This window comes from uncultured Haliea sp., assembly GCF_963973825.1.
Taxonomy (GTDB): domain Bacteria; phylum Pseudomonadota; class Gammaproteobacteria; order Pseudomonadales; family Halieaceae; genus Haliea.
The window spans coordinates 59,758-84,995 of the sequence record NZ_CAXBAE010000012.1; the positions used below are offsets into that span (position 1 = coordinate 59,758).

19 protein-coding genes are annotated in these 25,238 nt (G+C 64.7%); 15 read left to right on the forward strand and 4 right to left on the reverse strand.

What is annotated here, in order from left to right; translation table 11 throughout:
- Positions 1-75: 75 nt before the first annotated feature.
- Positions 76-1,488: an amidase gene (locus tag AACZ17_RS13685; RefSeq protein WP_339638508.1), complete on the forward strand. Its 1,413-nt coding sequence runs from the start codon at positions 76-78 to the stop codon at positions 1,486-1,488.
- Between the two features lie 9 nt (positions 1,489-1,497).
- Complete coding sequence (locus tag AACZ17_RS13690) at positions 1,498-2,697, forward strand: aminotransferase class I/II-fold pyridoxal phosphate-dependent enzyme (protein WP_339638510.1); 1,200 nt, start codon at positions 1,498-1,500, stop codon at positions 2,695-2,697.
- Positions 2,698-2,740: 43 nt separating this feature from the next.
- Here the strand turns inward: AACZ17_RS13690 and AACZ17_RS13695 are convergent, their stop codons facing one another.
- A complete protein-coding gene (locus tag AACZ17_RS13695) occupies positions 2,741-3,406 on the reverse strand; it encodes an energy-coupling factor ABC transporter permease (RefSeq protein WP_339638513.1) in 666 nt (221 codons plus the stop codon).
- A 177-nt stretch (positions 3,407-3,583) separates the two neighbouring features.
- Here AACZ17_RS13695 and AACZ17_RS13700 point away from each other — a divergent pair, with 177 nt between their 5' ends.
- On the forward strand, positions 3,584-4,282 hold the full coding sequence (locus tag AACZ17_RS13700) for a tellurite resistance TerB family protein (RefSeq protein ID WP_339638515.1): 699 nt from the start codon (positions 3,584-3,586) through the stop codon (positions 4,280-4,282).
- Positions 4,283-4,298: 16 nt separating this feature from the next.
- Here AACZ17_RS13700 and AACZ17_RS13705 read toward each other — a convergent pair whose 3' ends face one another.
- Together AACZ17_RS13705 and AACZ17_RS13710 are read right to left on the reverse strand one after the other, a co-directional pair.
- Complete coding sequence (locus AACZ17_RS13705) at positions 4,299-5,447, reverse strand: class I SAM-dependent RNA methyltransferase (RefSeq protein ID WP_339638516.1); 1,149 nt, start codon at positions 5,445-5,447, stop codon at positions 4,299-4,301.
- 3 nt (positions 5,448-5,450) lie between these two features.
- The gene (locus tag AACZ17_RS13710) at positions 5,451-6,368 is read right to left on the reverse strand and encodes a bile acid:sodium symporter (protein WP_339638518.1); all 918 of its coding nucleotides are present in this window, start codon (positions 6,366-6,368) and stop codon (positions 5,451-5,453) included.
- Positions 6,369-6,459: 91 nt separating this feature from the next.
- Here AACZ17_RS13710 and AACZ17_RS13715 point away from each other — a divergent pair, with 91 nt between their 5' ends.
- From AACZ17_RS13715 to AACZ17_RS13770, 12 genes are all read left to right on the forward strand, one after another.
- Positions 6,460-7,164, forward strand: a complete 705-nt coding sequence (locus AACZ17_RS13715; protein ID WP_339638520.1) for an AzlC family ABC transporter permease — start codon at positions 6,460-6,462, stop codon at positions 7,162-7,164.
- Positions 7,161-7,466 carry an AzlD domain-containing protein gene (locus AACZ17_RS13720; RefSeq protein ID WP_339638522.1) on the forward strand — a complete coding sequence of 102 codons (306 nt, stop codon included), beginning with the start codon at positions 7,161-7,163 and terminating at the stop codon, positions 7,464-7,466. Before AACZ17_RS13715 ends, AACZ17_RS13720 begins: the two co-directional genes overlap by 4 nt.
- Before the next feature lie 130 nt (positions 7,467-7,596).
- The gene (locus AACZ17_RS13725) at positions 7,597-9,177 is read left to right on the forward strand and encodes a wax ester/triacylglycerol synthase family O-acyltransferase (RefSeq protein WP_339638524.1); all 1,581 of its coding nucleotides are present in this window, start codon (positions 7,597-7,599) and stop codon (positions 9,175-9,177) included.
- Between the two features lies 1 nt (position 9,178).
- Positions 9,179-10,192 (forward strand): SDR family NAD(P)-dependent oxidoreductase, encoded by a 1,014-nt coding sequence (locus AACZ17_RS13730; RefSeq protein ID WP_339638526.1) that lies wholly within the window; start codon positions 9,179-9,181, stop codon positions 10,190-10,192.
- 288 nt (positions 10,193-10,480) lie between these two features.
- Positions 10,481-11,005, forward strand: coding sequence for an alpha/beta fold hydrolase (locus tag AACZ17_RS13735; RefSeq protein ID WP_339638601.1), 525 nt, complete (start codon positions 10,481-10,483; stop codon positions 11,003-11,005).
- Between the two features lie 89 nt (positions 11,006-11,094).
- A complete protein-coding gene (locus AACZ17_RS13740; RefSeq protein WP_339638528.1) occupies positions 11,095-12,165 on the forward strand; it encodes a two-component system response regulator in 1,071 nt (356 codons plus the stop codon).
- 36 nt (positions 12,166-12,201) lie between these two features.
- Positions 12,202-18,477, forward strand: coding sequence for a PAS domain-containing protein (locus AACZ17_RS13745; protein ID WP_339638530.1), 6,276 nt, complete (start codon positions 12,202-12,204; stop codon positions 18,475-18,477).
- A 142-nt stretch (positions 18,478-18,619) separates the two neighbouring features.
- Positions 18,620-20,317: an FAD-binding protein gene (locus AACZ17_RS13750; protein ID WP_339638532.1), complete on the forward strand. Its 1,698-nt coding sequence runs from the start codon at positions 18,620-18,622 to the stop codon at positions 20,315-20,317.
- Positions 20,310-21,353 (forward strand): Rieske 2Fe-2S domain-containing protein, encoded by a 1,044-nt coding sequence (locus AACZ17_RS13755; protein WP_339638534.1) that lies wholly within the window; start codon positions 20,310-20,312, stop codon positions 21,351-21,353. The genes AACZ17_RS13750 and AACZ17_RS13755 overlap by 8 nt, the downstream gene beginning before the upstream one ends.
- Before the next feature lie 141 nt (positions 21,354-21,494).
- The gene (locus tag AACZ17_RS13760; protein ID WP_339638536.1) at positions 21,495-22,820 is read left to right on the forward strand and encodes an alkyl sulfatase dimerization domain-containing protein; all 1,326 of its coding nucleotides are present in this window, start codon (positions 21,495-21,497) and stop codon (positions 22,818-22,820) included.
- The gene (locus tag AACZ17_RS13765) at positions 22,817-23,629 is read left to right on the forward strand and encodes an SDR family NAD(P)-dependent oxidoreductase (RefSeq protein WP_339638538.1); all 813 of its coding nucleotides are present in this window, start codon (positions 22,817-22,819) and stop codon (positions 23,627-23,629) included. The genes AACZ17_RS13760 and AACZ17_RS13765 overlap by 4 nt, the downstream gene beginning before the upstream one ends.
- Complete coding sequence (locus AACZ17_RS13770) at positions 23,626-24,087, forward strand: nuclear transport factor 2 family protein (RefSeq protein ID WP_339638540.1); 462 nt, start codon at positions 23,626-23,628, stop codon at positions 24,085-24,087. The genes AACZ17_RS13765 and AACZ17_RS13770 overlap by 4 nt, the downstream gene beginning before the upstream one ends.
- Positions 24,088-24,100: 13 nt before the next feature.
- On the opposite strand, the gene AACZ17_RS13775 is transcribed toward AACZ17_RS13770, so the two are convergent.
- Positions 24,101-25,186, reverse strand: coding sequence for a DUF2855 family protein (locus AACZ17_RS13775; protein ID WP_339638542.1), 1,086 nt, complete (start codon positions 25,184-25,186; stop codon positions 24,101-24,103).
- Between the last annotated feature and the right edge of the window lie 52 nt (positions 25,187-25,238).

Below are 25,238 nucleotides of genomic sequence, written 5' to 3' on the forward strand. Positions count from 1 at the left end.
TGCCGATGCGCGCGGCATACGGTCGTGGGACGTCGTCTAACGATGTCCATGAGTTCGCCGGTGCAGGAGCGTCGCATGAGTAATGAGATTGTCGCCATGACAGCGATGGAGTTGTTGTCCCGCTACCGTGATGGCAGCCTCTCCCCGGTAGAGGCCACCGAGGCGATGCTCGGCCAGATTCGGTCCCTGGATCCGGCGGTGAATGCCTATTGCCTGGTAGATGAAGAAACCACCCTTGAGATTGCCCGGGCCTCGGAACAGCGCTATCGGAACCGTGCGACGCTGGGTGGGCTCGACGGTGTGCCGGTTGCCGTGAAGGACGTGTTCCTGACACCGATGTGGCCGACCCTGAAAGGGTCCCGCACGATCGACCCGGCTAGCACGCTGGGCAAGCGCGCGCCCTGTGTGGCGGCTCTCGAGCGCCACGGCTACGTGCCGCTGGGTAAGACCACGACACCGGAGTTTGGCTGGAAGGGCGTGACCGACAGTCCGCTGTGTGGTCCTACCAACAACCCGTGGAATCCCGAGAAAACCGCGGGCGGATCAAGCGGTGGCACCGGAGCCGCCGTGGCTTTGGGCATGGGGCCTATCGGCCTCGGCACCGATGCCGGAGGGTCGATACGCATTCCAGCTGCGTTTTGCGGCATTGTCGGTCACAAGCCCTCCTTTGGGGAAGTGCCGCACTGGCCCGCCAGTCCATTCGGCACCCTGGCCCATGCCGGCCCGATGACCTGGACGGTTGAGGACTGCGCCCTGCTGATGAATGTGATCACCGAAGCGGATCACCGGGACGCCAATGCGGTGCCGCGTCGAGGCATCGATTACCTGGCCACGCTGCGCGACGGGGTCGCCGGCATGAAGATTGCGTTCAGCCCCAATCTCGGTCATGTCGAAGTTACCCGGGAGGTGGAGACGAGCCTGCGCGAGGCGGCCCAGGTGTTCCGGAGCCTGGGCGCATCGGTCGTCGAGGTGGACCCGAGTTTCAGCGATCCCCTCGGCTCTTTCGGCCACCTGTTTTATGGCGGCGCTGCGAATGCAATGCGCGACCTCGGGGCGCGCAAGCGGGAGCTCATGGACCCGCAACTGGTCAGCGTTGCAGAGAAGGCGGCGCGGCTGTCCATGCTGGATTACCTGGCGGCGATGAACGAGCGCGCGGCGCTGTGCGAACGCATGGCGAGCTTTCACCAGAAATACGACCTGCTGTTGACCCCGACTCTGCCCATTACGGCGTTCAAAACCAATCGGGAGGTGCCTGAGGACTGGCCGAGCACGCGCTGGCCCACGTGGACGCCCTTCACCTATCCCTTCAACATGACCGGGCAGCCGGCCCTGTCCGTGCCCTGTGGATTCTGCAGTGAGGGCCTGCCGATTGGCCTGCAGCTGGTCGGCGCAAAGTTTGATGATGCCCGGGTGTTGCAGGCGGGCTACGCATATCAGTGCGCCGCGCCACTGACCGCGCAGCGTCCCCCGATGTTCACGCAGCGCTGAGGAAACGGCATGGGCGATCTGGATAGCGATTTCTACGAGAGCGAGGACCCGGTCTGGAATCCGGCCCTGCTGGCGATTCCCATGCCCGGTATTCGCAAGATGGTGAACCTGGCCTCGACCATGGAGGATGTCATACACCTCTCCATCGGCCAGCCTGACCTGCCCGCGCCCGCGCATGTGGTGGATGCCACGGTGGCGGCCCTGCAGGCAGGGCAAACCGGCTACACCATGGACGCCGGCTTGCCGGAGTTGCTCGAGGCACTGTCTGACTACTACGGCACCCGCTACGCCCGCGAGCTGACGCCCGACAACATCCTGGTAACCACGGGCGCCACCGAGGCCATATACCTGGCATTGACGGCGACCTCGTCCTCCGGACGCGAGTTCATCATTCCGGAGCCCTCGTTCATGCTGTATGCGCCGCTGGTGCGGATGAACGGTGGCACGGTCAAGACCATCCCGACCCGGGCCGAGAGTCATCACCAGCTGGACCCGCAGGACGTCATCGATGCGATCAGCGCTGACACCTGCGCCATCGTGCTCAATTCGCCGAGTAATCCCACCGGCACGCTGTACCCCCGCGAGACCATCGAGGCAATTGTGCAGGAGGCGGCGTACCGCGGTGTGTATGTCATCAGCGACGAGGTGTATGACCACCTGGTGTACGACGACAAGACCTATCCGAGTGTGTTGTCCTGCTGTTCAGACCTTGATCATGTGATGGTGATCAGCAGCTTCTCGAAAACCTTCAGCATGGCGGGCATGCGAGTGGGCTGGCTGATCGCCAGCCAGGGCGCGATCAAGAAGCTGCGTCGCTACCACATGTTCACCACCACGGTGGCAAATACGCCCTGCCAGTGGGCGGGGGTGGCAGCGCTGCGCGGTGAACGGGACTTTGTCGACAACATGCTGCAGGTCTACACGCAGCGTCGCGATCGCGTGGTGGAACTGGTCAGGCAGACACCGTTTCTGGAAGGCTACAAGCCGGAAGGGGCTTTCTATATCTTTCCGGCGCTGCCCGAGGGCATCAACGGCAATAATGTGGCATTGCGGCTGCTCAAGGAGACCGGGGTGTGCACCATTCCGGGTGAGACCTTCGGCCCCTCCTGCAGCAATGCCTTGCGCATCAGCTATTCCACATCGATAGAGCAGATCGAGGAGGCCTTCAAGCGTTTAATCCCCTGGATGGAAAGGCAGGACTTCGCCTGAGTCTTGCAACCCTTCGCGGTAGCCTCCGCCTGACCTTGGTCCCCTAGCCCGAGAAGTAGTGCTCGTCGTCGAAGGTTTTCACTAGGTCGGGGTAGAACACGGTTAGCGCCGTGATCACCATGCCGTTGATGAACCCCTCGGGAAACAGTAGCAACAGCGCGGCCGGCCAGTTTTCCAGCGCCAGGGTGACCAGCGCCTGTTGCCCCGATAACCAGAGCAGGGCCACCGCGCTCAAGGTCGCCGCCAGTGATGACAGGGCGCCCCCACCGAAGCCGGCCCCCAACATGTAGATAAACAGATTCTGCGCGCGGGTGTTGCGCAGCTGATACACCAGCCAGCGCGATACCGTCGCCGGCACCGCGACCGTCAACAGCCAGGCGGCCGGAACGGACATCGCGGGCTGGCCAATCGCCAGCGTGTGTGCCAGCACCGCTGCGCTGCCGGCGAGGATGGCGAAACGCCAACCCAGTATCAGGGTCAGCGCGGTCATGCCGAGGAAGTGCACGCGCACGCCAACAATCACGGGAAATGAAATCAGCCACAGGCCGAGGCAGGCAATCGCCCCGCCGAACAACAGATGGGCGCGGCTTGGTACCTGACGCACCGCTGCCCAGTTGGCCGTCCACAGGCAGGCCGTGCAAACGAGCGACATCAGGACCAGCAACAGGGCACTGAGATAGGCCGGTATGAGGTTAACGGACAGGGTCATCCGCCGATGATAGCCCCGTGACTCCCCTCACTGCCAGACTTCGGTGCGGCAACAGGCCTGCGAAAATACGCCGGCATTGCCCTTGCTCTGGCCGCGCCCCGGGGAACCTATGGTGACTCTTCATGGTCCTACAGGCTTGATCAGACGTATCAACTCCAACACGCAGAGGCGCTAACGATGGATGTGTCAAACCTGTTAAATCAGCTGCTCGGAGCCTCCGGTGGTCAGCAGCCCGGTACCTCAGGGCCAGCAGCTGGCTCCTCGACAGGCGGCGCTGTCGGCGATTTCCTGAGCGGCCGGGGCGGTGCTGCGCTGGCCGGCGGGGCGCTGGGTCTACTGCTGGGCAGCAAGAAAGGCCGCAAAATGGGCGGTAAGGCCCTGAAGTACGGCGGCGTGGCCGCGCTGGGCATGATGGCCTACAAGGCCTACGGCAACTGGCAGGCCAGCTCGGCTCAGGGCGCTGTGCCGGCTGCCGCAGCGCCGCAAACCGTCGACAGAGTGACTGGGCCGGCGCTGGAGCAGCACTCGACAGCGGTGTTGAAGGCAATCATCGCAGCGGCCAAGTCCGACGGCCATGTGGACGATCGTGAGCGGCAGCTGATTGACGAGGGCCTGCGCGGCATGACATCGGACCCTCAGCTGCTCCAGTGGGTCGACCGCGAGCTACAGAAGCCCCTGGATCCGGTGGAGGTGGCTTCAGCCGCCGGCAACATGGAAATCGCCTCGGAAATGTACCTGGCCAGTGTGCTGGTGATTGATGAGCAGAGTTTCATGGAGCGCAGCTACCTCGAGGAGCTGGGCCGCCAGTTGAAGTTGCCGGCGGAACTGCTGGCGGAACTGAATAGCCAGGCCGCTGCGGCCCAGGCGGGAGCCTGATCGGAGTTTGCCCCGTTCAGGCCTGCAGCCAGCAGAGCAGCTCCACGTGTGGCGTGTGCGGGAACAGGTCAAGCGGTTGTAGTTCTCGCACGGTCAGGCCGGCTTCGAGCAGCACCTGCAGGTCGCGGCTGAAGGTCGCCACATCGCAGGAAATATAGAAGACGTCCCGGTAGCCGTGCTTCTTCGGCAGCAGGGCTGCAATGTGCTTGAAGCCGTCGCGGGGTGGGTCCAGCACCAGGACGCTGGAGTTCGCCGTGCGGGCCTGCAGCTGACGGCATTCCGCTTCCACAAACAGGTTGTGACACAGTGCGTGGGTTCCCTGCAATGCGCGTGCGTCGAGCTGGGCGACACTCTCGACTACGCCCTCCACGGCCCGAATCGCCTGAAACCCACGGGCCGCAATCACCTCGGTGAAGTTACCCGAGCCCGCGAACAGCTCGGTGACCGTGCGCGACGGGTCGAGGCGCTGCACGCGCTCTGCCAGCCACTGGCGCATATAGCTGTTCTGCGCACTGTTGCCCTGGCGGAATGGGCGTCTCTGGTTGGGCACCACGTCACCGGCCGGCATGGCATCGTCCACGTCCAGGGTCGTCCAGCCGCGTTTGCGTTGCGGTTTCCAGGCGGTGTTCGGGAGCTGGCCCAGCAGGGTGCGCAGGGTGTCACGGTTGTGGGCAGTGAGGATGGGGCAGTCGGTTATTGGCGCGAGGCGATTGGAGCCCGCAGCGACAAACCCCAGTTGGCGGCCATCCGTTTTGAACTGAGCGCGATTGCGGTACCCAAGAATGTCCGGCGCTGGCCGCAGTGCGGCAATGTGCGCGTCGATGCCATGGCGGGCCAGCGTTTTGCGCACCCGCTGCTCCTTGGCATCGCACTGTGCCCGGTAATCCATGAACTGCCAGGGGCAGCCTCCACAGTCACGCTCACCGACACCGTGATGGGGGCAGGGCGGTGTAACACGCGCCGGAGCAGGCTCGAGCAGGGCCACCAGTTGCGCAAACCCAAAGCGCTGCTTGAACCCGGTGACACGAAAGCGCGCGGTTTCTCCCGGCCAGACGCCGGACACAAAAAATACCTGGCCCGTTGGATGCTCGACGATGCCGCGCCCGTCCGTGGCGAGGTCGCGCACCGTGGCGGTGAATTCCTGATGCAGTGCGGCAGCTTGCACGGCCTAGCCTGCGCTGTTGGCGTGCGCCGCCGGCGCCGCGTTAGCCTTGCGGCGCAGGCGGATCAGCGCCGCGCCGATAAGCAGTTGCAGGCCGCCATAGAGCAGCAGCGTGAACAGCGCCAGGTCGCCAATCGGTGCCAGCACCGGATCGGAAGCGGGGAAGATGGACACTTTCAGGAGGACGCCGAGATTGATGTTACGCACCACCACTTCGAGCTCAATGGCGGTGGCCTTGCTGCGGTTCATGCCGGTCAGCCGTGGCACCAGCCACCCGGCCACCGCCAGCGCGACGCTGAACAGGACGACCAGCAGCACGTTTCCGGCCCCAAAAGCGGCGAGATCGAGCCGGCCGGCGAGCAGTGAACCCACCACAATCAGCAGCACGCCCAGCAGGGAACCGCGTATGCACCACAGGGAGAAAGCGGGGGCCTGGCGGGGGTAATAGCGCAGAAACAGCATGCCGATCAGCAGCGGCAGCAACAGCGTGAGCCCGATCTCCATCACGATGTTGAGTCGCGGCATGACGAAATCCGCCGGCAGGTGCTGGCCGATCAGCAGGTCGAGGATCAGCGGTGTGGTGACCAGGCAGGCGAGGGTGGTGAGTGTCGTGATACTGATGGAGAGTGCGATATCGCCGCGCGCCAGGTAGGTGAAGATGTTCGACACGGTGCCGCCGGGAATCGCGGCAATCAGGGCAATGCCAACCGCGATGCCCGCAGTGACGCCGGGCCAGCTGATAAACAGCAAGGCGAGCAGGGGCACCATCAACAGCTGTACCCCCATGCCCGCAGTGATTGGCCTCGGTGCGCGGGCGATATCCTGGAAATCACGCCCGGTGAGCGTGGCGCCCATGCCGAGCATGGCCAGAATCAGCTGCAGGGCTGCAATGCTGTACTCATGTGCAATGTAGAGTTCACCCATGTGAGGCCTGTCCTGTGCTGGCGCGTGTGCTCTGAGCCCGCAAGTATGCTGGTATCATGGTGCGCCCACAATGTTCACAGGTGACATCCCCATGAGTACCACGGTCGCCCCGGCGCTGTCCTTTGTTGAATGCAGGCGCGGTTTCTGGCGTTTGCTGCCGCTGTCGCTGTTTGTGGCGGCCTTCGGTGCAGCCTTTGGCCTCGCTGCGGTGCAGACAGGCTTGCAGCCCGTGGAGATCGTGTTGATGAGTGCCACGGTATTTGCCGGTACGGCGCAATTCGCGGCACTGGATCTGTGGGGCGCCCAGGTGCCGCTGGTGCCCCTGTTGGTCACCACCCTGGCAATCAATGCGCGCATGCTGCTGATGGGGGCAACGCTGTATCCCTGGCTTGCTTTGGTGCCGCCGCGTCGCCGCTACGCATCTTTGATCACCCTCTCGGATGCCAACTGGGCGATGGCGCTCAACGACCTGCAGTCTGGACGCAACACCTTGGGCGCGCTGGTGGGCGGCGGTCTGGCCATCTGGCTGACCTGGTTGGCGGGAACGCTCGCCGGCATGGTCTTTGGTGGTTTGATCGCAGATCCGCGCGCGTTCGGCGTGGACATGGTGCTGGGCTGTTTCATGCTCAGTATGGCGCTGGCGGGCCGGCGCACCCTGCGCACCGTGGCCGCCTGGATCGCGGGCGGCTTGGCCGCCTGGGCAGCCCTGCACTGGCTGCCGGCCAATACCCATGTGGTGGCGGGAGGGCTCGCTGGCGGCCTGGTCGGTGCGCTGTGGCTGGAGCGCGGTCAATGATTTCGACGTCCGGGGCAGGCGCCCTGTTGATCATCGCCTGCATGGCACTGGTCACCCTGCTGGTGCGCTTTGGTGGGGTGTTTATCATGGGATTGATCCCGCTCAATCGACGTGTCGAGGGCTTCATCAACGGCATGGCGGGTTCGGTACTGATTGCCGTACTGGTTCCCATCGCCCTGCAGGCGGACACGGCAGGGCGCCTTGCGCTGCTGGCCACCGCGGGTCTCATGTTCTGGCTGCGCAAGCCCATGCCGGCCATTGCCCTGGGGATTGCGGGGGCAGCGCTGTACCGCGCTGTGTAGACAGGCGGCCTGCGTTGAGTCAATAAACGGGCAGTTTGTCTGCAAGAGCGCACCAACAGCCCTTCCGGCACCTGGCTACACGCGTTACCGTAGCGGGTACCAGGCACGGCCACTGAGGGGGAGAACGGGTATGCAGCAGTTGTCGGGACAGGACGCCATGTTTGTGCATGCAGAGCTTGAAGGCATGCCGCAGCACATCGGCGGAATCAGTATCTACGACCAGGGTACGGCCCCTGGCGGGAAGGTGCGCTTCAAGCAGATTCTCACACTGATGGAATCCCGCCTGCATCTGTCGCCGATCTTCAGGCGCAAGCTGGTGAGCGTGCCTCTGGGGCTTGGCCAACCCTACTGGGCTGACGATCTGGACTTCGACCTCGAATACCATGTGCGGCACATCGCGCTGCCCAAGCCCGGCGACTGGCGCCAGCTGTGCATTCTGGCGGCGCGCATTCATTCGCGTCCCCTGGCGCGGGACAAACCCCTCTGGGAGATGTACATCATCGAGGGGCTGGACAACGTGCATGGCCTGCCGAAGGGCTGCTTTGGCATGCTGCTGAAAGTTCACCACGCGGCGATGGACGGTGCCACGGGGTCGCGCTTTATGAGCCTGATGCTGGATACTTCACCGACCGTGGCGCGGGTCGCAGAGGCGCCGCCCTGGGAACCGGATATTCCCTCCCGGGTCAGCATGTTGAGCAAGGCCTACAGCGACGCCTGGAAGATGCCCGGCAAGGCCCTGCGCCTCGTGGGGCAGGCGGTGCCGATGTGGCTGCGGCTGCGCAAGGGGTATGCGGAGCACGACTTTGAACCCCGCCCGCCGGCGCCGAGAACCCGTTTCCAGGGCCGTATTTCGCCGCACCGGGTGGTTGATGCCGCACGCTTTGACTTTGAGGCGGTGCGCAGTCTCCGCCAGCTGTGCCCCGGCAGTACCATCAACGATGTCATGCTCGCCGTGGTGTCGGGGGGGCTGCGTCGCTACCTGCAGGCGCGCGATGAATTGCCCACCAACGGCATGGTGGCTGGCTGTCCGATTGATGTGCGCACGCCGGAAGAACAGATGGCTGGCGGCAATATGGTCGGCTTTATGGGGGTGGGGCTGTGCAGTGATGTCGAGGATCCGGTGCAGCGACTGCGCGCGATCAACCAGGAAAGCCGCCAGGCCAAGGCCTATGCAGCAGCGGTGGGCCCCAAGCTGGCACTGGAACTGACGGATCTGGTGCCGGGCAATCTGCTGGCACTGGCACTGCGCCTGGCATCGGCCACCGGGCTGACGGAATCATCGGTGATGTTCAATACGGTAGTCACCAATGTCCCCGGCCCGACGTTTCAACAGTATTTCTGTGGTGCCCGGCTGGTTGATGCCCTGAGTCTCGGGCCGCTGCTGCCCAGCATAGGCCTGTTCCATGTGGTCTACAGCGCGGTGCAGAACCGGCAGGGCTCCATTACGCTGTCCTTTACCGCCTGTCGCGAGATGCTACCGGATCCGGCGGCCTACGTGGCGTGTCTGGAAGCCGCGTTTCAGGAGTTGCTGGCACAGCTGCCCACGTCGGCGCCGCCAGGCAAGCAGGCTGCGGCAGCCACCAGGGCGCCGGCGAAAGGTACTCGCAAGGCAAAACCTGCCGCGAAAACGCCGCGGGTCAAGGCATCGCGGGCCAGGCCCGGCGCAGCTGCAAAGGCCCGGCCAAAAACACGCAACCGGGCGGAGCGCTGAGATGCGAGTCATGATCACTGGTGCCACCGGCTTCGTGGGCTACCACACCGCGCAGGCGCTGCTGGCCGAGGGCCACGAGGTGAGCCTGCTGGTACGCAGCGTCGACAAGATGCTGACCCTGTTTGGCGAAGACCGGGTGCAGCAGGTTGTGCGCGGTGATGTAACGGACGCGGCGCAGGTGGCGCGCGCCCTCGACGGCTGTGACGCCGTTGTGCACTCCGCTGCGATGGTCTCCACCCATGCAGCTGATGCGGAGCGTGTCTGGCGCACCAATGTTGAAGGCACGCGTCTGGTGATCGGCGGCGCGGTGGAGCGCGGCATCGACCGGGTCATCCACGTCTCCAGTGTGACGGCGCTGTACGACCCGCAGGCCGAGACGCTGACCGAAGACTCTCCGCCGGGCAGGGCGCGCAATGCCTACGGGCGCTCCAAAGTGGCCTGTGAGGAGTATGTGCGGGGCCTGCAGGCTGAGGGCGCAGCGGTGCAGATCACCTACCCGGCACAGGTCATCGGCCCGGATGACCCCGGTCTTACTGAACCACACCAGGGTCTGCAGCTGTTGCTGAAGGGCATCATCCCGATCACCTCCTCCGGTACGCAGTATGTCGATGTGCGCGACATCGCCGAGGTGCATCGCAGGCTGCTGGAATCCCCGGCGCCAAGCAATCGCTACGTGCTGGGTGGGCACTATCTGGACTGGCGGGAGGTGGCCGAGAGCCTGCAGGCGGTGACGGGTCGGCGGTTGCTGACGGTGCCGATGCCCGGCCTGGCGGCCCGCCTCAGCGGCCGCGTCTACGACCGGCTGAGTGGTCGTTTGCCGGTTGATCTGCCGTTCGGCCTGGAGGCGATGGAGTACGCAACGCGCTGGGTGCCGCTTGATAACTCGCGCGTGGAGCGGGAACTGGCGTTTTGCTTTCGTCCCCTGCAGGACAGCCTTTACGATACACTGCGCTGGCTCTACGACGCTGGCCACATCAGCCGGCGGCAGGCTGGCCGCGTGATTGAACCGAAGTGAGATGATCCGCCCGCAACCCGGGGCGTATAACCCACTCGTCAGTGAGGTATCCAAGTCATGTCAGTAGCCAACGCAACCCCGCCGCCGCGTCCCCCGCTGATTCGCCACAGTGTCACCGAGGTGGGGCGCGTCTTCCTTGAAATGGGCGGCAGTGCCCTGTTGCGCCCCCTGCTGCGTCGGCTGCCCAGGGGCGATGGTCACAGTATCATCGTACTGCCCGGGTTCATGGCGGCCGATGCCTCCACGGCGGGCCTGCGCAGCTTCCTCAATGCCCAGGGCTACAACGCCATGCCCTGGGGGCTGGGACGTCACGGAGGCGGCGATCGCGCAGCCAGCCTGGAGGCCGCGCTGGCAGCGCGCAGCGAAACCGAAAGCCGCGTCGCGGCACTGGTGCAAAGTGAATTCGAGCGCACCGGACGCAAGGTCACGCTGATAGGCTGGAGCCTGGGCGGGCTCGTGGCGGTGGCGCTGGCGCATCGCCACCCCGAGTGGTTGCGCCGCGTGATCACCCTGGGTACGCCCTACGGGGATCCCCGCGGAACCGCGCTGTACCGCGTGATGAGCGGCCGCAACCCGGGGCCCGCGGATGAAGAAGGCATCCGGCGCTGGGTGCAGCATGCCTACCAGGGTCAATTGCAGGTTCCTGTGCTGGCCCTCTACAGCAAGACCGATGGTATCGTGGGGCGCGATATCGCCCAGTGTGAGGCTGACGCGCGCTGGGTGCGCAACGTGGCGGTGCCGGCGAGCCACATCGGTTTCCCGTTCAATCCTCTTGTCAGGGCCGTGATTGCGCGTGAACTGGCACAGGTCTAGCGCAGGCACCGAGTGGGTGCGTAGTACAGGAGGCGCCGGATAGTCTACACTGTCAGCTGAGGCTCACAGGCAAGTCGAAGGGGTGTGACGTGGCCAGGGAGAATCACAGGAAGACGGTGCTGGTCGTGGACGATACGCCGGAGAACCTTGATGTCCTCTCTGAGGTATTGCGCGACGCCTACCAGGTGAAAGTGGCGACCCGGGGTCTGCGGGCACTGGAGATCGTCCGCCGTACGCCACCGGATCTGATCCTGCTCGACATCATGATGCCGGAGATGGACGGTTTCGAGGTCTGTCGCCGGCTCAAGGAAGACTACACCACGCGTCATATCCCCGTTATCTTTGCCACCGCGAGTATCGACCCCAAGGACGAATTACGCGGCCTCGAGCTCGGTGCCGTCGACTACATTACCAAGCCGGTCAGCCCGCCCGTGGTACTTGCCCGGGTACGCACCCACCTGGCGCTGCACGACCAGAATCAGGAACTCGAACGCAAGGTGCGCCAGCGCACGCTGCAGCTCAATGACACACGGCTGCAGATTATCCGGCGCCTTGGCCGTGCGGCGGAGTACAAGGACAACGAAACCGGCCTGCACGTCATTCGCATGAGTCACTACTCACGCCTGATAGGCCTTGCCGCCGGCATGGACGAGCGCGAGGCGGACCTGTTGCTCAACGCCGCCCCCATGCACGATATCGGCAAAATCGGCATCCCCGACAGTATCCTGCAGAAACCCGGAAAACTGACGCCCGAGGAGTGGGAGGTCATGAAGACCCACGCGGCGATCGGGGCGGAAATCCTCGGCGATTCCCAGGACTCCGGTTTGCTGGCCATGGCGTCGATTGTGGCGCTCTCCCACCACGAAAAATGGGATGGCAGCGGCTATCCGCAGGGGCTCGCAGGCGACGATATACCGCGGGTCGGGCGCATCGTCGCCCTCGCTGACGTATTCGACGCGCTGACCAGCAAGCGACCCTACAAAGAGGCCTGGCCAGTGCAGGAGGCCGTCGACTGGATCGTGTCCCAGTCGGGTCAACATTTCGACCCCCACCTGGTGGATTGCCTCCTGCAGTGCATTCCCGATATGGAGGTGATCCGTGGCCGCTACCGGGAGGATGGGCGCATCCTTCCCTCACTACCACAGGCACCGCAGGACTGACATGAGGTTTACCGGCGGTTTTCAGGTGGGCCGCTGATGCGCCCGGTGGCGCGCTGCGCGGTGTTGCGCGCCGCACTCCTGACATTTGTCTGCCTGTGTGCGCCCCTGCTGCACGCAGAGCCGCACGCGCAGTTGACGTTGACAGCCGAGGAAAGGCAATGGCTCGACACGCATCCGGTGCTGCGGGTGGGCAACGAAGTGGACTGGGCGCCCTATAACTTCCATGAAGATGGCAAGCCCCTCGGGTACTCTATTGATGTCATGCGCGTGCTGGCCAGCCGGCTCGGTGTGCAGATCGAATTTGTCGGGCCGGAGCACTGGCCGGAGCTTGAAGCGCGGCTGATCTCCGGCGATATCGATATCCTGCTCAACACCGTGCGGACGCCCTCGCGTGACGCCAGCATGTTGTTCACGCAGCCCTACGGCACGGCAACGGTCGGCATCGCCAGCCGGCTCGATACGCCGGTCACCTCGCTGGAGCGCGCCCAGGGCCTGCGCGTCGCGGTGCCGCGCGGGTTTTTCACGGAGCAGTTGCTGCCCGCGGCACATCCCGGAATCGAGCTGGTGCTCACCGAGGGCACGGTAGCGTCCTTGATGGCGGTTGCCGTGGGCAACGCCGATGCAACCGTGGGCGCCTATCCGGCCCTGCGTCACCAGATCAAGTCCAATTTGCTGGGGCAGCTCGGGGTGACTGGCGACTACCGTCTGCCCGAGCCGGACCTGGCCAGGCTGCGAATTGCCGTGCGCAAAGACCAGCCGCTGCTGCACGGCTTGCTGCTCAAGGCGCTGGATACGTTTTCCCCGCGCCAGCGCGCCGACCTGCTGGAACGCTGGCTGGACGCGGAGCAGGCATTACAGGTTTCCCGTCCCTCCGCGGCTTCGGCCCTGATGGGCGATTCCCTGGAACTGCTGGTGGGACTGGCTGTGCTGGTGGCTCTGGTGGTCGCACTGTTGCTTTTCCTGTTGCGCGGTGTGAGCCCCCAACGCCAGCTGGTGCTGTTCTCGGGGATCCGTTTCCGGCTTGCCGTATACGGCGTTGCCATCCTGTTTCTGAGTATCACGGTGCTGGCCGCCCAGGCCACATTGCAGCGGCTGGAGTCTGATGCGCGCAGCGACCAGGCGCTCATTCTGACCTCGATCAACAGCGGTGTGCAGTCCGGGCTGGAGCTCTGGTTCGAGCGACAGGTGGTCTACCTGCGGGAAATGCTGCAGGCCGCCGATGTGCGCCAGCGCATGGCCGAGGTGGCGCAGGCCGCATCGCCGGAGCGCAGCGCCCAGGCGGCCGCTTCCCTGACGGCCCTGATTGCCGCCCGCTCGAATCACGAAAACCCCTATTTCGTGCTGCTCGACAGCGACGGCGAGGTGCTGGCGGGCAATGAGCCACACCGTGCGGGTGAGACATACCCACGCGAACGTCTGCCGCAGCACCTGGAGGCGGCGGCGTCAATGCGCGCACCGTTGCTGCTGGCCATCGACCACGACACGAGCACGCATGAGCACCACCTGGCACTGTTGCGGGCGGTGCGGCTGGACGCTGCCAGCACGGTGTTCCTGCTCATTGAGGCGGGTGATCGCGCGGAATTCAACGCCCTGCTGTATGCCGCCCGGGCCGGCGAGTCCGGCGAGTCATTCATCTTCAACCGTCGCGGGGAGGTGCTCAGTGGCTCGCGCTTCTCCGAGGACATTCTGGCCCTTTCCGAACGCTATCCCGGTGTTCTCTCGCCCCGGGGGTACCCGCGCCTGCTCGACCCCGGTGTCAACCTGCTGGCGGGCGAGCGTCCCGAGGAACCGGCGTCCACCTGGCCCTTGACGCGTATGGCGGCGCAGGCCATTTCCGGGCTTGAGGGTGTGGAAACCCTGGGCTACCGCGATTACCGCGGGCAGCCGGTGATGGGCGCCTGGTCGTGGTCACCGATGCTGGATCTCGGCGTGGCCACGGAAATCGATGTGGCAGAGGTGCTGCAGCAGTACCGCCTCGTCGAGCGGCTGGTCTATGCCGTTGCGCTGGCCATCACCATACTGGTGATCAGCATGCTCGCCTTCGTGCTGTGGCTCTCTGAGCGTGGACGGCGTTATCTGCAGCGTCAATTGCGCGAGCAGGGGGAGGAGATGCGCGCAGTGGGCTCGGCCGTCGAACAGAGCCCCGTGTCCGTGCTCATTACCGACGTGCGGGGATGCATCGAGTATGTGAATCCGGCGTTCACGCGGCTGACCGGATACACCGAGGCTGAGGTCACCGGACGCACGCCCAGTCTGTTGAAGAGCGGCAAAATGAACGCCGCCTATTACCAGGACATGTGGCAGACCATTACCGCTGGCGAAGTGTGGCACAGCGAAATCACCAACCGGACCCGGGATGGACGCCTCCTCTGGTGTGACCAGGTGATTGCTCCCGTCTTCGACCCGGCGGGGGGAATCAGGAATTATGTGGGCCTGCTGCAGGACGTGACGGAAACCCGCAGGCTGCTCGCCGACCTGCATGCGGCAGAACTGAGCCGCACCGAGTCGCTGCGTGCGGCCCGGGCCTCAATCTGGGAGTGGGACATTCTCAGCGATCAGTGGTCCTGGGAGGGCAGCTTTATCCGTGCCCTCGGCGTGGACCCGGAGGGCGAGGGCCTCGATGGTGACTGGTACCTGTCGCAGGTACATCCCGAGGACCGCGCGGCCCTGGTCAATGCGCTGCGGCGTGGAGTGAAGACGGCAGAGCCGGTGGAGGTCGATTATCGGCTACGGCGCGCGGATGGCAGCACCGTCTATGTGCATGCAAGAGGCCAGGTGCGTTGCGATGAGACGGGCAGGTCTGTCTCCATGACCGGCGTCAACTTCGACGTGACCGAGCTGGAAATGGCCCGGCGGCAGGAGGCGGAGAAGCAGCAGCAGTTCGAAGCGCTGCTGGAGTCGGCCCCGGACGCCCTGGTGATCACCGATGCCCGTGGTGAGATCACACTGGTCAATCGCCGCGCGCAGGAGCTCTTCGGGTACGCGCCGGGAGAAATGATCGGCGAAAGTGTCGAGATTCTCATGCCGGAAACACAGCGACAGGGGCACGTTGCGATGCGCGACGCGTTTGTCAGCGCGGCCCGTTCGGGTGCCCTGCGCAGTGCCAAGGCCCGGGAGCTGGTCGCGGCGCACCGCGATGGCACCCCGATTCCGGTTGAAATCAGCCTCAACCCCATGGGGCAGGGGGCCAGCCTGCGGATCATCGCTGCGCTGCGCGACATCACTGAGCGCAAGGCCATGCAGCGTGCGCTGACCCTGCGGGACCAGGAGTACAGTCGCCTGGTGTCCACCATCCCCGGCACGGTGTACCGCGCACGGCCAGACGAGCACTGGACCATGCTCTACATGAACGATGCCGTACAGACCCTGACCGGTTATCCCGCGAGCGAGTTCATCAACAACGCGGTGCGCAGTTATGCCAGCGTCATTCACCCAGAGGACGCGCAACACGTGAGCCGTGTGATCAGCGCCGCCATCGAGGAAGACCACACATTCACGCTGCAATACCGCATTCTGGACCGGGACGGAGAGGTGCGACTCGTGTTTGAGACCGGGCGCGCCGAGTACAACGAGGAGGGCGCCCCGGAGACTCTCGTCGGAACCCTCATCGACATCACCCCGCGCATGCGCGCCGAACAGCGCCGGGAGGAGAGCGAGCAACGCCTGCTGTTGATCGCCGAGGCGGCGGATCTCGGCCTCTGGGAGTACCTCTCCGAGGGTGATCGCTTTATCACCAATGTGAATTTCACCCGGTTGATGCGCTATTCGCCGCTGGAATTGCGCGAGAGTGAGGACACCTGGGCGCCGCTGCGTCACGGCATCGATTCCGTCGTGCGCCTGACGCACCCGGACGATGTCGGGCGGGCCATCGCGTTGGCGACGGACTGCCTCGAAGGGCGCACGGATGTTTATCGCTGTGAGTACCGACAGCTGTGTGCCGATGGGGAATGGCGCTGGTTTCTTGATGTCGGCCAGGTGGTCGAGCGCGACGAAAGCGGTCGCATGACGCGCATCGCCGGTGTGCGCATCAATCACCATGTAGAGCGTCTGCTCAACCAGGAACTGGAAGCCGCGCGTGACGAAGCGCAGGCCGCGACAGCCGCCAAATCCAGCTTCCTGGCCAACATGTCCCATGAGATTCGCACACCGATGAACGCGATCATGGGCATGACGCACCTCGCCATGCGCACACCACTTGACGACAGACAGCGCGACTACCTGAGCAAGATTGAACTTTCAGCGAAGACGCTACTCTCGATCATCAACGACATTCTGGATTTCTCCAAGATCGAAGCGGGCAAGCTGAGTATCGAGACCATCCCCTTTGCCCTGGACGAGGTGTTTGAGCGCCTCGCGAACACCACCGGCATGCGCGCGGCTGAAAAGAACATCGAGTTCCTGTTCCGGTTGCCCGCCGACCTGCCGCGCCTGCTGCTGGGTGACCCGGTGCGCCTGGGGCAGATTCTGGTGAACCTGTGCAGTAATGCGGTGAAGTTCACCGAGGACGGTGGTGAGGTGATCGTCGCCGTTGACATCATTGAGCGCAGTGAACACCAACTGCGGCTGCAATTCAGCGTCACAGACACCGGTATTGGATTGACAACCGAGCAGCAGTCCGCGCTGTTCCAGGCCTTCACCCAGGCTGACCCTTCGACCACGCGCAAGTATGGCGGTACCGGCCTTGGCCTCGCCATCTGCAAGAATCTCGTCGACCTGATGGGTGGACAGATCTGGGTTGAAAGCGAATTTGGTGTGGGCTCGGTGTTCCGCTTCACGCTGCCCTGTGGCATCGATGAGGCGCGCCCCGGTATCTCCCAGTCGCAGGATCCGCTGCGTGTGTTGGTCGTGGACGACAACCGAACCGCCCGGGAGATTCTCGGCCAGTACCTGAGCGCATTTGGCTACCGTGTGGATTACGCGGCCGATGTCACACAGCCCATTGATGCCCTGCGGCGTAGCGCAAAGGACGCGCACTATGCCGCGGTCCTGCTGGACTGGAAGCTGGGTGACGCCAGCGGGCGGGAGGTGCTACTGCAACTGCAGCACCAAGAGCCGCAGCTGCCACCCCCCGCGGTGATCGTCCTGTTGGATATCGGTGCTGAACCGGTGGAGGAACCCGACACCGGCCTGCCGATTGCCGCCTTCCTCACCAAACCAGTGACACCATCGGCGCTGCTGGATGCGGTGGTTCAGGCGGTCGAGGGCGGCCCTCGGGCGGGTGCCCGCCGCGCGTCGGAAACCCGGGACCTGCAGCAGGCTGTCGATCACCTGCGAGGAGCCCATGTTTTGCTGGTCGAGGATAATCTGGTCAACCAGGATGTGGCGCGTGAGTTGCTGGAAGGCTACGGCATACGCGTAACGCTCGCGGGAGATGGCCTTGAGGCCCTGCAGCTACTGGAAGCCCAGCGCTTTGACGGTGTGCTGATGGATTGCCAGATGCCGGTGATGGATGGCTACGAGGCCACACGTCGTATCCGGGCCAACCCGGCAACGCAGGCGCTGCCGGTGATTGCCATGACGGCCAACGTCATGTCCGGAGACCGGGAGCGGGTGCTCGCGGTGGGAATGAATGACCACATCGGCAAACCGCTTGATGTGGCTGTGATGCTGGTCACAATGGCGCGCTGGATAGCACCTGCGGAGGGTGCCGGGCCCGTGGAGACGCCGTCCGTTAGCGCGGCCCGCCCCGGTCACACCGTGCAATTGCCAGAGGAGGTGTTGGCGCTGCCCGATGTCGATGCCGCTGCCGGGCTGGAGCGGCTGCAGGGCAATACCGCCCTGTACCTGCGTATCCTGCACGGCTTCGCCACAGACCAGGCGCAGTTTGTCGATGCCTTCCACACGGCGGTACAGCGTGGCCACTGGCATCAGGCGCAGCGCAGTGCACATTCACTGAAAGGGCTTGCTGCAACCGTGGGCGCATCGGGGCTCTCGCAGGCGGCCGCGGCGCTGGAGCAGGCCTGTCGTCCCGACGAGCCGGATGCCGCGGAGGTCGATGCGTTGCTGCAGGATGTCGCGCAGCTGCTGCTGCCACTGCTGGCCGCCCTGGAGCAGATTCCGTCGCCGGGAGGGGCAAGCGGTCCGGTTGATAGCGGCCAGCAGGCAGCAGGTGACACCGTCGGCGCCTTGACCCGACTGCGCGCACTGCTGGCCGAGGACGATGCCGCCGCGCGTCCCCTGTTGAACGCGGAGGCCCCGGCCCTGCGCGCCGCGGCCCCGGAGCGGTTCCGCAACCTGCAGCGGGCACTGGCGGCCTACGATTACGCGCGTGCCCTGACGCTCGTTGACGACTGGCTGGCCAGCCTGCCGTGATCGCTGGCCGGATATCGGCCACCCGCGGCTGACGTTCAGGCATTCATACCACTCTGCACTTTACCGCCCTGCGGGTTTCTAGGGGCGGCTCAGCCCCGTATTCTCCAAGCTACTTCCCTGACAACACAAAGCGAGGTCGGCATTGCATTACGATCAGGAAGTGGACTGGCTGGTGGCGGGCAGTGGTGCCGCGGGCATGACGGGTGCCGTCGTGGCACACCAGCTGGGCGGTCGTGTACTGGTTGTGGAAAAAGAGCCGCGCTACGGCGGCACAACCTGCAAGTCGGGTGGCGTTGCATGGCTGCCGGGCAATCATCGCCAGGCTGAGCTGGGCATTGATGACAGTGCGGAGGAGGGCTGGCGGTATCTGCGGGCGCTGATCGGTGACAGTGTCAGTCCGGCCCGGCTGCGGGCGTTTGCAACGCGCGCGGGCGAGATGCTGGACTTCATGATGCGCCACAGCCGCGTGGAGTTCACGCCGCTGCCGGAGTACATGGATTACTACCCCACCCAGCCGGGCTACAAATCCGGGGGCCGTTCCATGGACCCGGGTGCCTTCTCATTGCGCGAGCTCGGCCCCGAGGCCGAGCGCATACGAAACGACTATGATTCGCTGCTGCGCTGTAACATCACGGTGCCCGAGGGGCGCAAGCTGGGTGATATGGGGCTCGCGGCGATCTGGCTCGGTGTGCGCCTGTATGCGCGTTACTGGCTGGATCTCCCGGCACGCCTGCGCGGAAAGCCCGACCAACGGGTAACACTGGGCGCGGGGCTGGTGGCCCGCTTGCGACGCTCGCTGATGGATCGGGATATTCCCCTGTGGCTGAATGCGCCACTGGGCGAGCTGTTGCTGGAGGATGGCCGGGTCACCGGTGCGGTGGTGGTCCGGGAGGGCGTGGAGCAGCGCATTCGGGCGCGTCGCGGTGTGTTGCTGGCGATGGGCGGTTTTTCGCACAACGCCGCGATGCGACAGGCCTTCCAGCAGGCGCCGATCGGCGCCGACTGGACGGCCGCCGCGCCGGGTGCAACCGGCGACGGCATCCGTATGGGGCAGTCGCTGGGGGCGGCGCTGGGTTTTATGAAGAGCGCCTGGTGGTCGCCGACCTACAGGATGCCCGACGGCCGCGTGCTGGCCCTGATCGCGGGCAAGGCCTACCCGGGGTCCATCATGGTGAACCGGAAGGGCCTGCGCTTCACCAACGAAGCGCAACCCTACGAGGATGTGGTGAAAGACCAGTACGCCTCGGAAGCTCGTGGAGAGGGCGCCATCCCCTGCTATCTGGTGTTCGATGCACGCTATCGTCAACAGTACCCTGTCGGCCATATCAAGCCTGGGAAAATGGTCGGTGACGGGCAGCTTCCCGAGGCATTGTTCAGCTCCGGCCTGCTGACCCGGGCGGAGTCGCTGGGCGCGCTTGCTGCGGCGCTTGACATCGACGCAGCGGGCCTCCTGGCCACTGTCGAGCGGTTCAATCGGCACGCCCGGGAAGGGCGAGACCCGGACTACGGACGCGGTGACTCGGAACACGACCGCTATTACGCGGATCCGAAAGTGCAGCCCAACCCCTGTCTCGGCCCGCTGGATACGGCCCCCTACTACGCGCTGCGCTGCGAAGCCGGTGATCTGGACACCAAGGGTGGATTGCTGTGCGACGAGCATGGGCGGGTTTTGAAGGAATCGGGTGAGGCCATACCGGGGCTCTATGCCGCGGGGAATACCAGCGCCGCCGTGATGGGGGATACCTATCCGGGAGCAGGGGCCACAATCGGGTCTGCCATGACCTTTGCCTACCTTGCGGCGCTGCATGCGCTGAACGACGAGGAGTCGGCTAATGAGTAACTACCGTTACGCGTTTCTCGAGCCCGGCCGCTTCGCACGTGGCTGGCACATTGTCGCGTTCTCCAGTGAATTACCGCCGGGGACCGTGCAGCGGCTGCATTATTTTGGTGTTGATCTGGTGCTGTTTCGCGGTGAGTCCGGCAAGGCCTCGGTGCTCGACGCACATTGCCCGCACCTGGGCGCGCACCTGGCGAGCGATGGCGGGCGGATCGTCGGCGATGCGCTGGCCTGCCCCTTTCATGGCTGGACCTTCGCCGGTGACGGGGAATGCATCGACATTCCCTATGCCAGTCGCATACCCGAGCGCGCGCGGAATGCGCTGCGTGGCTGGCCGGTGCTGGAGCGCAATGGCTTTATCGCCGTGTGGCATGATCCGGAGGCGGGTCCGCCGGAAGATTACCTGCCCGGCATCGACGCGTGGGGCGATGGCGAAGGTGGCTGGGGCGACTGGCGTTTCCATCGCTCACGGATTCGCGCGCAGCCCTGTGACGTCATCGAGAATATCGTCGATATTGCGCACTTTCCCCACGTTCACGGCGGCGAGGTGCGGTCGTTCGAGAACCGCTTCGGCGAGCGCACGGTCACCCAGGTTTCGCGGGTGCAGCAGAGCGCGGCGGCGCGCGGGGTCATCCCGCCCGGACTGCCTTTCGATATGCAGGCCATGCGCGAACAGAGCATCGCGAATCCTGCAGATGCCTGGGGCGATGCCACCTATCATGGCCCCTCGATCATGTATTACTACACGGAGTCGCGGGGTGGCGGGGTCGACTATCGCAGCTGGTGGGTCAATTACCATACCCCGGTCAATCGTGAGGAAGTCGATCTCTGCAGCGCCGTGATCGTCAGTGGGCTGGATGGCGAACCGGTGCCCGAGGAGTTCGCCGAGCAGTACGCGATCGGTGCCCACGCGGCATTCGGGCAGGATGTGGAGATCTGGAAGGACAAGGTTTACCGCGCGGATCCGATCCTCTGTGATGGCGATGGGCCAATCAACAAACTGCGCCGCTGGTACGAGCAGTTCTACCTGCCGCGCTAGCGGCGCCCGCTTCGCTGGGCGGGCCGCCTGGCGCTGGTACAGTTTCACGAACCGCCGGCTGACGATGCGGTGCGAGCAGTAGAGCCTCGGCCACGCCTCGCGCTACTGTGCGGGGCCCATGCCGCCAACAAGGAACCTGTCGTGCACGATGACAAGAAGGCAGCCCTGCGCCGCAGCGGGGAACCCCTGTACCGGTCACGCCCTGTGGAGCCGAATGCCGCGCGCTTCGGGGCGCGCCGCATCAATGCATTCATCCTGCAGTGCGAGGCGTTCTCCAACAGTTATCTGCTGCAAACGCCTGCAGGCAACATCCAGGTCAATGCCGGTATGGGCTTCGAGGCGCCCGTTATCAAGCAGAGCTATGAGGCATTTACCCAGGACCCGCTGACCCACCTGATCTTTACCCAGGGGCATGTGGATCACGTGGGTGGCGCAGACTGGCTGCGCCAGCAGTATCCGGGCCTGCAGATTATTGCCCAGGCGGGCAATCCCGAACATCAGGCTTACGATGCCCGCCTCCACGCCTTCAGGGGCAGCCGTTCCGCGTTTGCTTTCGCGGACAAGTTCAGGGACACCTTCGCCTACTATGCGGCACAGGGCTATACCGATTTTCCCGCCCAGGCGCGCCCGGTACCTGATCTGTTGTTTCACGAGCGCCACCGTTTCGAGCACGGTGGCCTCGAGGTTGAGTTGATTGCTGTTCCCGGTGCCGAGACCAACGACTCACTCGTCGTCTGGCTCCCCCAGCACCGTATTTGCCTCACGGGTAACCTGTTCGGTTGCCCTTTTGGTCACTTCCCCAACCTGGTCACCATCCGCGGAGATCGCTACCGGGATGCGCTGGTCTGTGCCGCGGCCGCGGAGACCGTGCGCGCGTTGGAACCGGAGCTCATTCTGTACGGCCACCACGGCCCAGTCGAGGGCAGGCAGTTGATACAGGAAGAACTCACTGTGTTGCGCGATGCCATTCTCCATGTCCACGACGCCGTGGTTGAGGGTATGAATGCGGGGAAGGACGTGCATACGCTGATGGCAGAGATTGCCCTGCCGCCCGAACTCGAGGTGGGGCAGGGCTACGGCAAGGTTGCCTGGGGCGTGCGCGCCATCTGGGAATACTACGCGGGCTGGTTTCACCACCGCTCCACCACCGAGCTGTATGCGGTGCCGGCGGGAGCGGTGGCCGCTGACATTGTGGAACTGGCCGGTGGCATAGCACCGTTGGTTGCGCGCGCGGAAACGAAACTGGCCGCCGGTGAGGCTGAGCAGGCCTTGCATGTGCTGGATATTGCGCTGCAGGCTGACCCCGCCCACAGGGCGGCCCGGGCGCTGGCGGCAGATGCCCATCGCGCACTGCTGGAGGACAGCGGCAACTTCTGGCTGAGCGCCTGGTTGCGACACCAGATTCAGCGGCTGGAGGCACCCGGTGAGCAGGGTGCCGAAACCGACTACCGGGAGAAACCCCAATGAAGGAGAATGCTTTTACAGCCCGCTATGGCCCAGCGGCCCTGGTGACGGGCGCCTCATCCGGCATCGGGCAGGCCTTTGCCCACAGTCTGGCTGAACGCGGCTGCGACCTGTTGCTGGTTGCGCGGCGCGGCGACCGTCTGCAGGCCTTGGCTGCGCAGTTGGCGTCCGCCCACGGTGTTGGCGTGGCGCTGTGCTGCGTCGATCTTGCGCACCCCGATGCCATTGAGGCCATCACCAAGGCGGCGGAGGCGATGGATATCGGCCTGGTGGTGAGCAATGCGGGCTTCGGGCTCAAGGGGCCGCACCAGGACAACGACCCGGCACAGATGACGGCGCTGCTGCAGGTCAACTGCGCGGCACCGCTGCACCTCACTCAGCGTTTCATTCCGGCGCTGCTGCAACGCGGTCGTGGCGGCATCATTCTGACCAGCTCGGTGGAAGGCTTTATGGGGATTCCCTTTTCGGCGGCCTACGCGGCGAGCAAGGCGTTTATCAACAGCCTCGGGGAGTCCCTCTGGGGCGAGTTGCAGCCACAGGGTATCGATGTGCTGGCGCTCTGCCCCGGCAGTACCGATACCGAGGCACACGCCCTGCAGGGCATCGACCCGGCGACGCTGGAAGGCATGATGGCCCCGCGGGAGGTCGCTGAACTGGCACTAAAGCACCTGGATGATGGACCCGTGTACATCGCCGGCGAGCAGAACCAGGCCATGTTTGACGCGCTGTTGGGCATGCCGCGGCGCGACGCCTTACGGCAGATGGCAGACAACATACGCGCGGTGTTGCTGCCGCGGAAGGCGCAGCAATGAGCGAAGCGACACTGGCTACACTGCTCGCCGAGCGCGCCATTTACCGCAATCTGGTTGCCATTGCCCGGGCCATGGACAATCGGGACTGGGAGGCCCTGGGTGCGCTCTGCGCACCGGAGGTAACGGCGGACCTCGGCACCGGGGAATTGCGCGGTGTAGAGGAGATCATCACGCTGCTGCGCTCCTTTCTCGACGCCTGCGGCCCCACCCAGCACCTGCTGGGCAACGTGCTGATAGAGGTGCAGGGTGAGCGGGCCAGCAGTCGCGCCTATGTCAGCGATATGCACCTCGGTAGCGGGGTGCATGAGGGGCAGACGTTCAGGACTCTCGGTGATTATCACGATGAGTGGAGGCTGGTGGCCGGCTGCTGGCGCCTGCAGCATCGCTGCAAGCACAACCGGGGTCACGTGGGCTCTTATGCAGTGCTTGGTCCGGGGCCCGACCACTGGCGCGGCTGAGCGCGCTGGTGGTTTACGGTTCAGCCAGTGACAGCAGCAGGCCGCGCTGCGCCGGGGCGCGGTTGTCCAGCAACTCCAACCACGCATCGCGCAATGCCTCGGTGCCGTGTCGGTGTTCTATAACGGTGTGTTCGGCCGTGGCTGTCGCGATGTCGGCGCTCGCCTGAGTCGCACGTTCCATGATCACGCCCGGCCCCCATTCTTTTTCGCGTTTGCCGATCTGCGCCGGCGCGAAGAAAAACTCGGGCCTGGGCCCGGGGAGTGGACCCTTGCGGGCAGGTGCGTCCCAGTGGGTGAGCCCCACACTCACACTGGCCTGCAGCCGGCTATCCAGGCTCTCATGCACCGCGGCGGTCACCCCGGTGTTGCCGGACATGTCTACCCACACGCTGGGTAGAGGGTTCAGCTGCGCCTCAGTGCCGTAGGTGAGCACGCTGTCATAGCAGCCGAGGGCACTTGTGAATGCCACGTTGCCCGGCGAGGTGAGCCCCACCACAGGTGGTGCCGCCGTTGACTGGCGCAGCAGCCAGGCCAGCCCGTAGGCCGTCTTCGACGACGCTGAACCGATCACGATCTGGGTGGCCCCAAACCAGGCGTTGTCCTGCAGGTAGTCGAAGAGTACGTAGGCCGTCGAGAACAGCGGAAACAGCAGGCTGCGCTGACTTTCCATGGCCTGCAGAAAGGCCGGCTCCGCCGCGGTGCGGCGGAAGTTGTTGTAGAGGGCGGGCAGTGGCTGGCGGTGTTCGGCCACGTCAGTGAGCTGGTCCTGCCGCACACGTCCTGCGGTGAGCACCGTATGGCTGGCCATGGGGAAGAACCCCCACAGCCGCTCACCTTCCGGTATTTCGGGATGAGCGGATGCTATGACGGTACCACTGCCCCAGGCAGGCACAATGCCCCAGGGCGCAGGCGCCGGGTAGTACTGCCAATAGCCGATCATATCGCCGGCGACGGCGTAGCTGACGTTGTTGGAGGTCAGTGCGAACTGGTCTATGCGCACCAGCAGCTGGTCGTTGTCCAGTGCCGCGCAAGCGTGCCGCTGAGTGCGCGTTTCGCGCACGTTGTCGCGATGTACCTGAAATTCCACAATGACGGTCATGGGCTGCTCTCCGCGCGGACGAAGGGCGATTCTCGCATTCACGTCCGCTCAA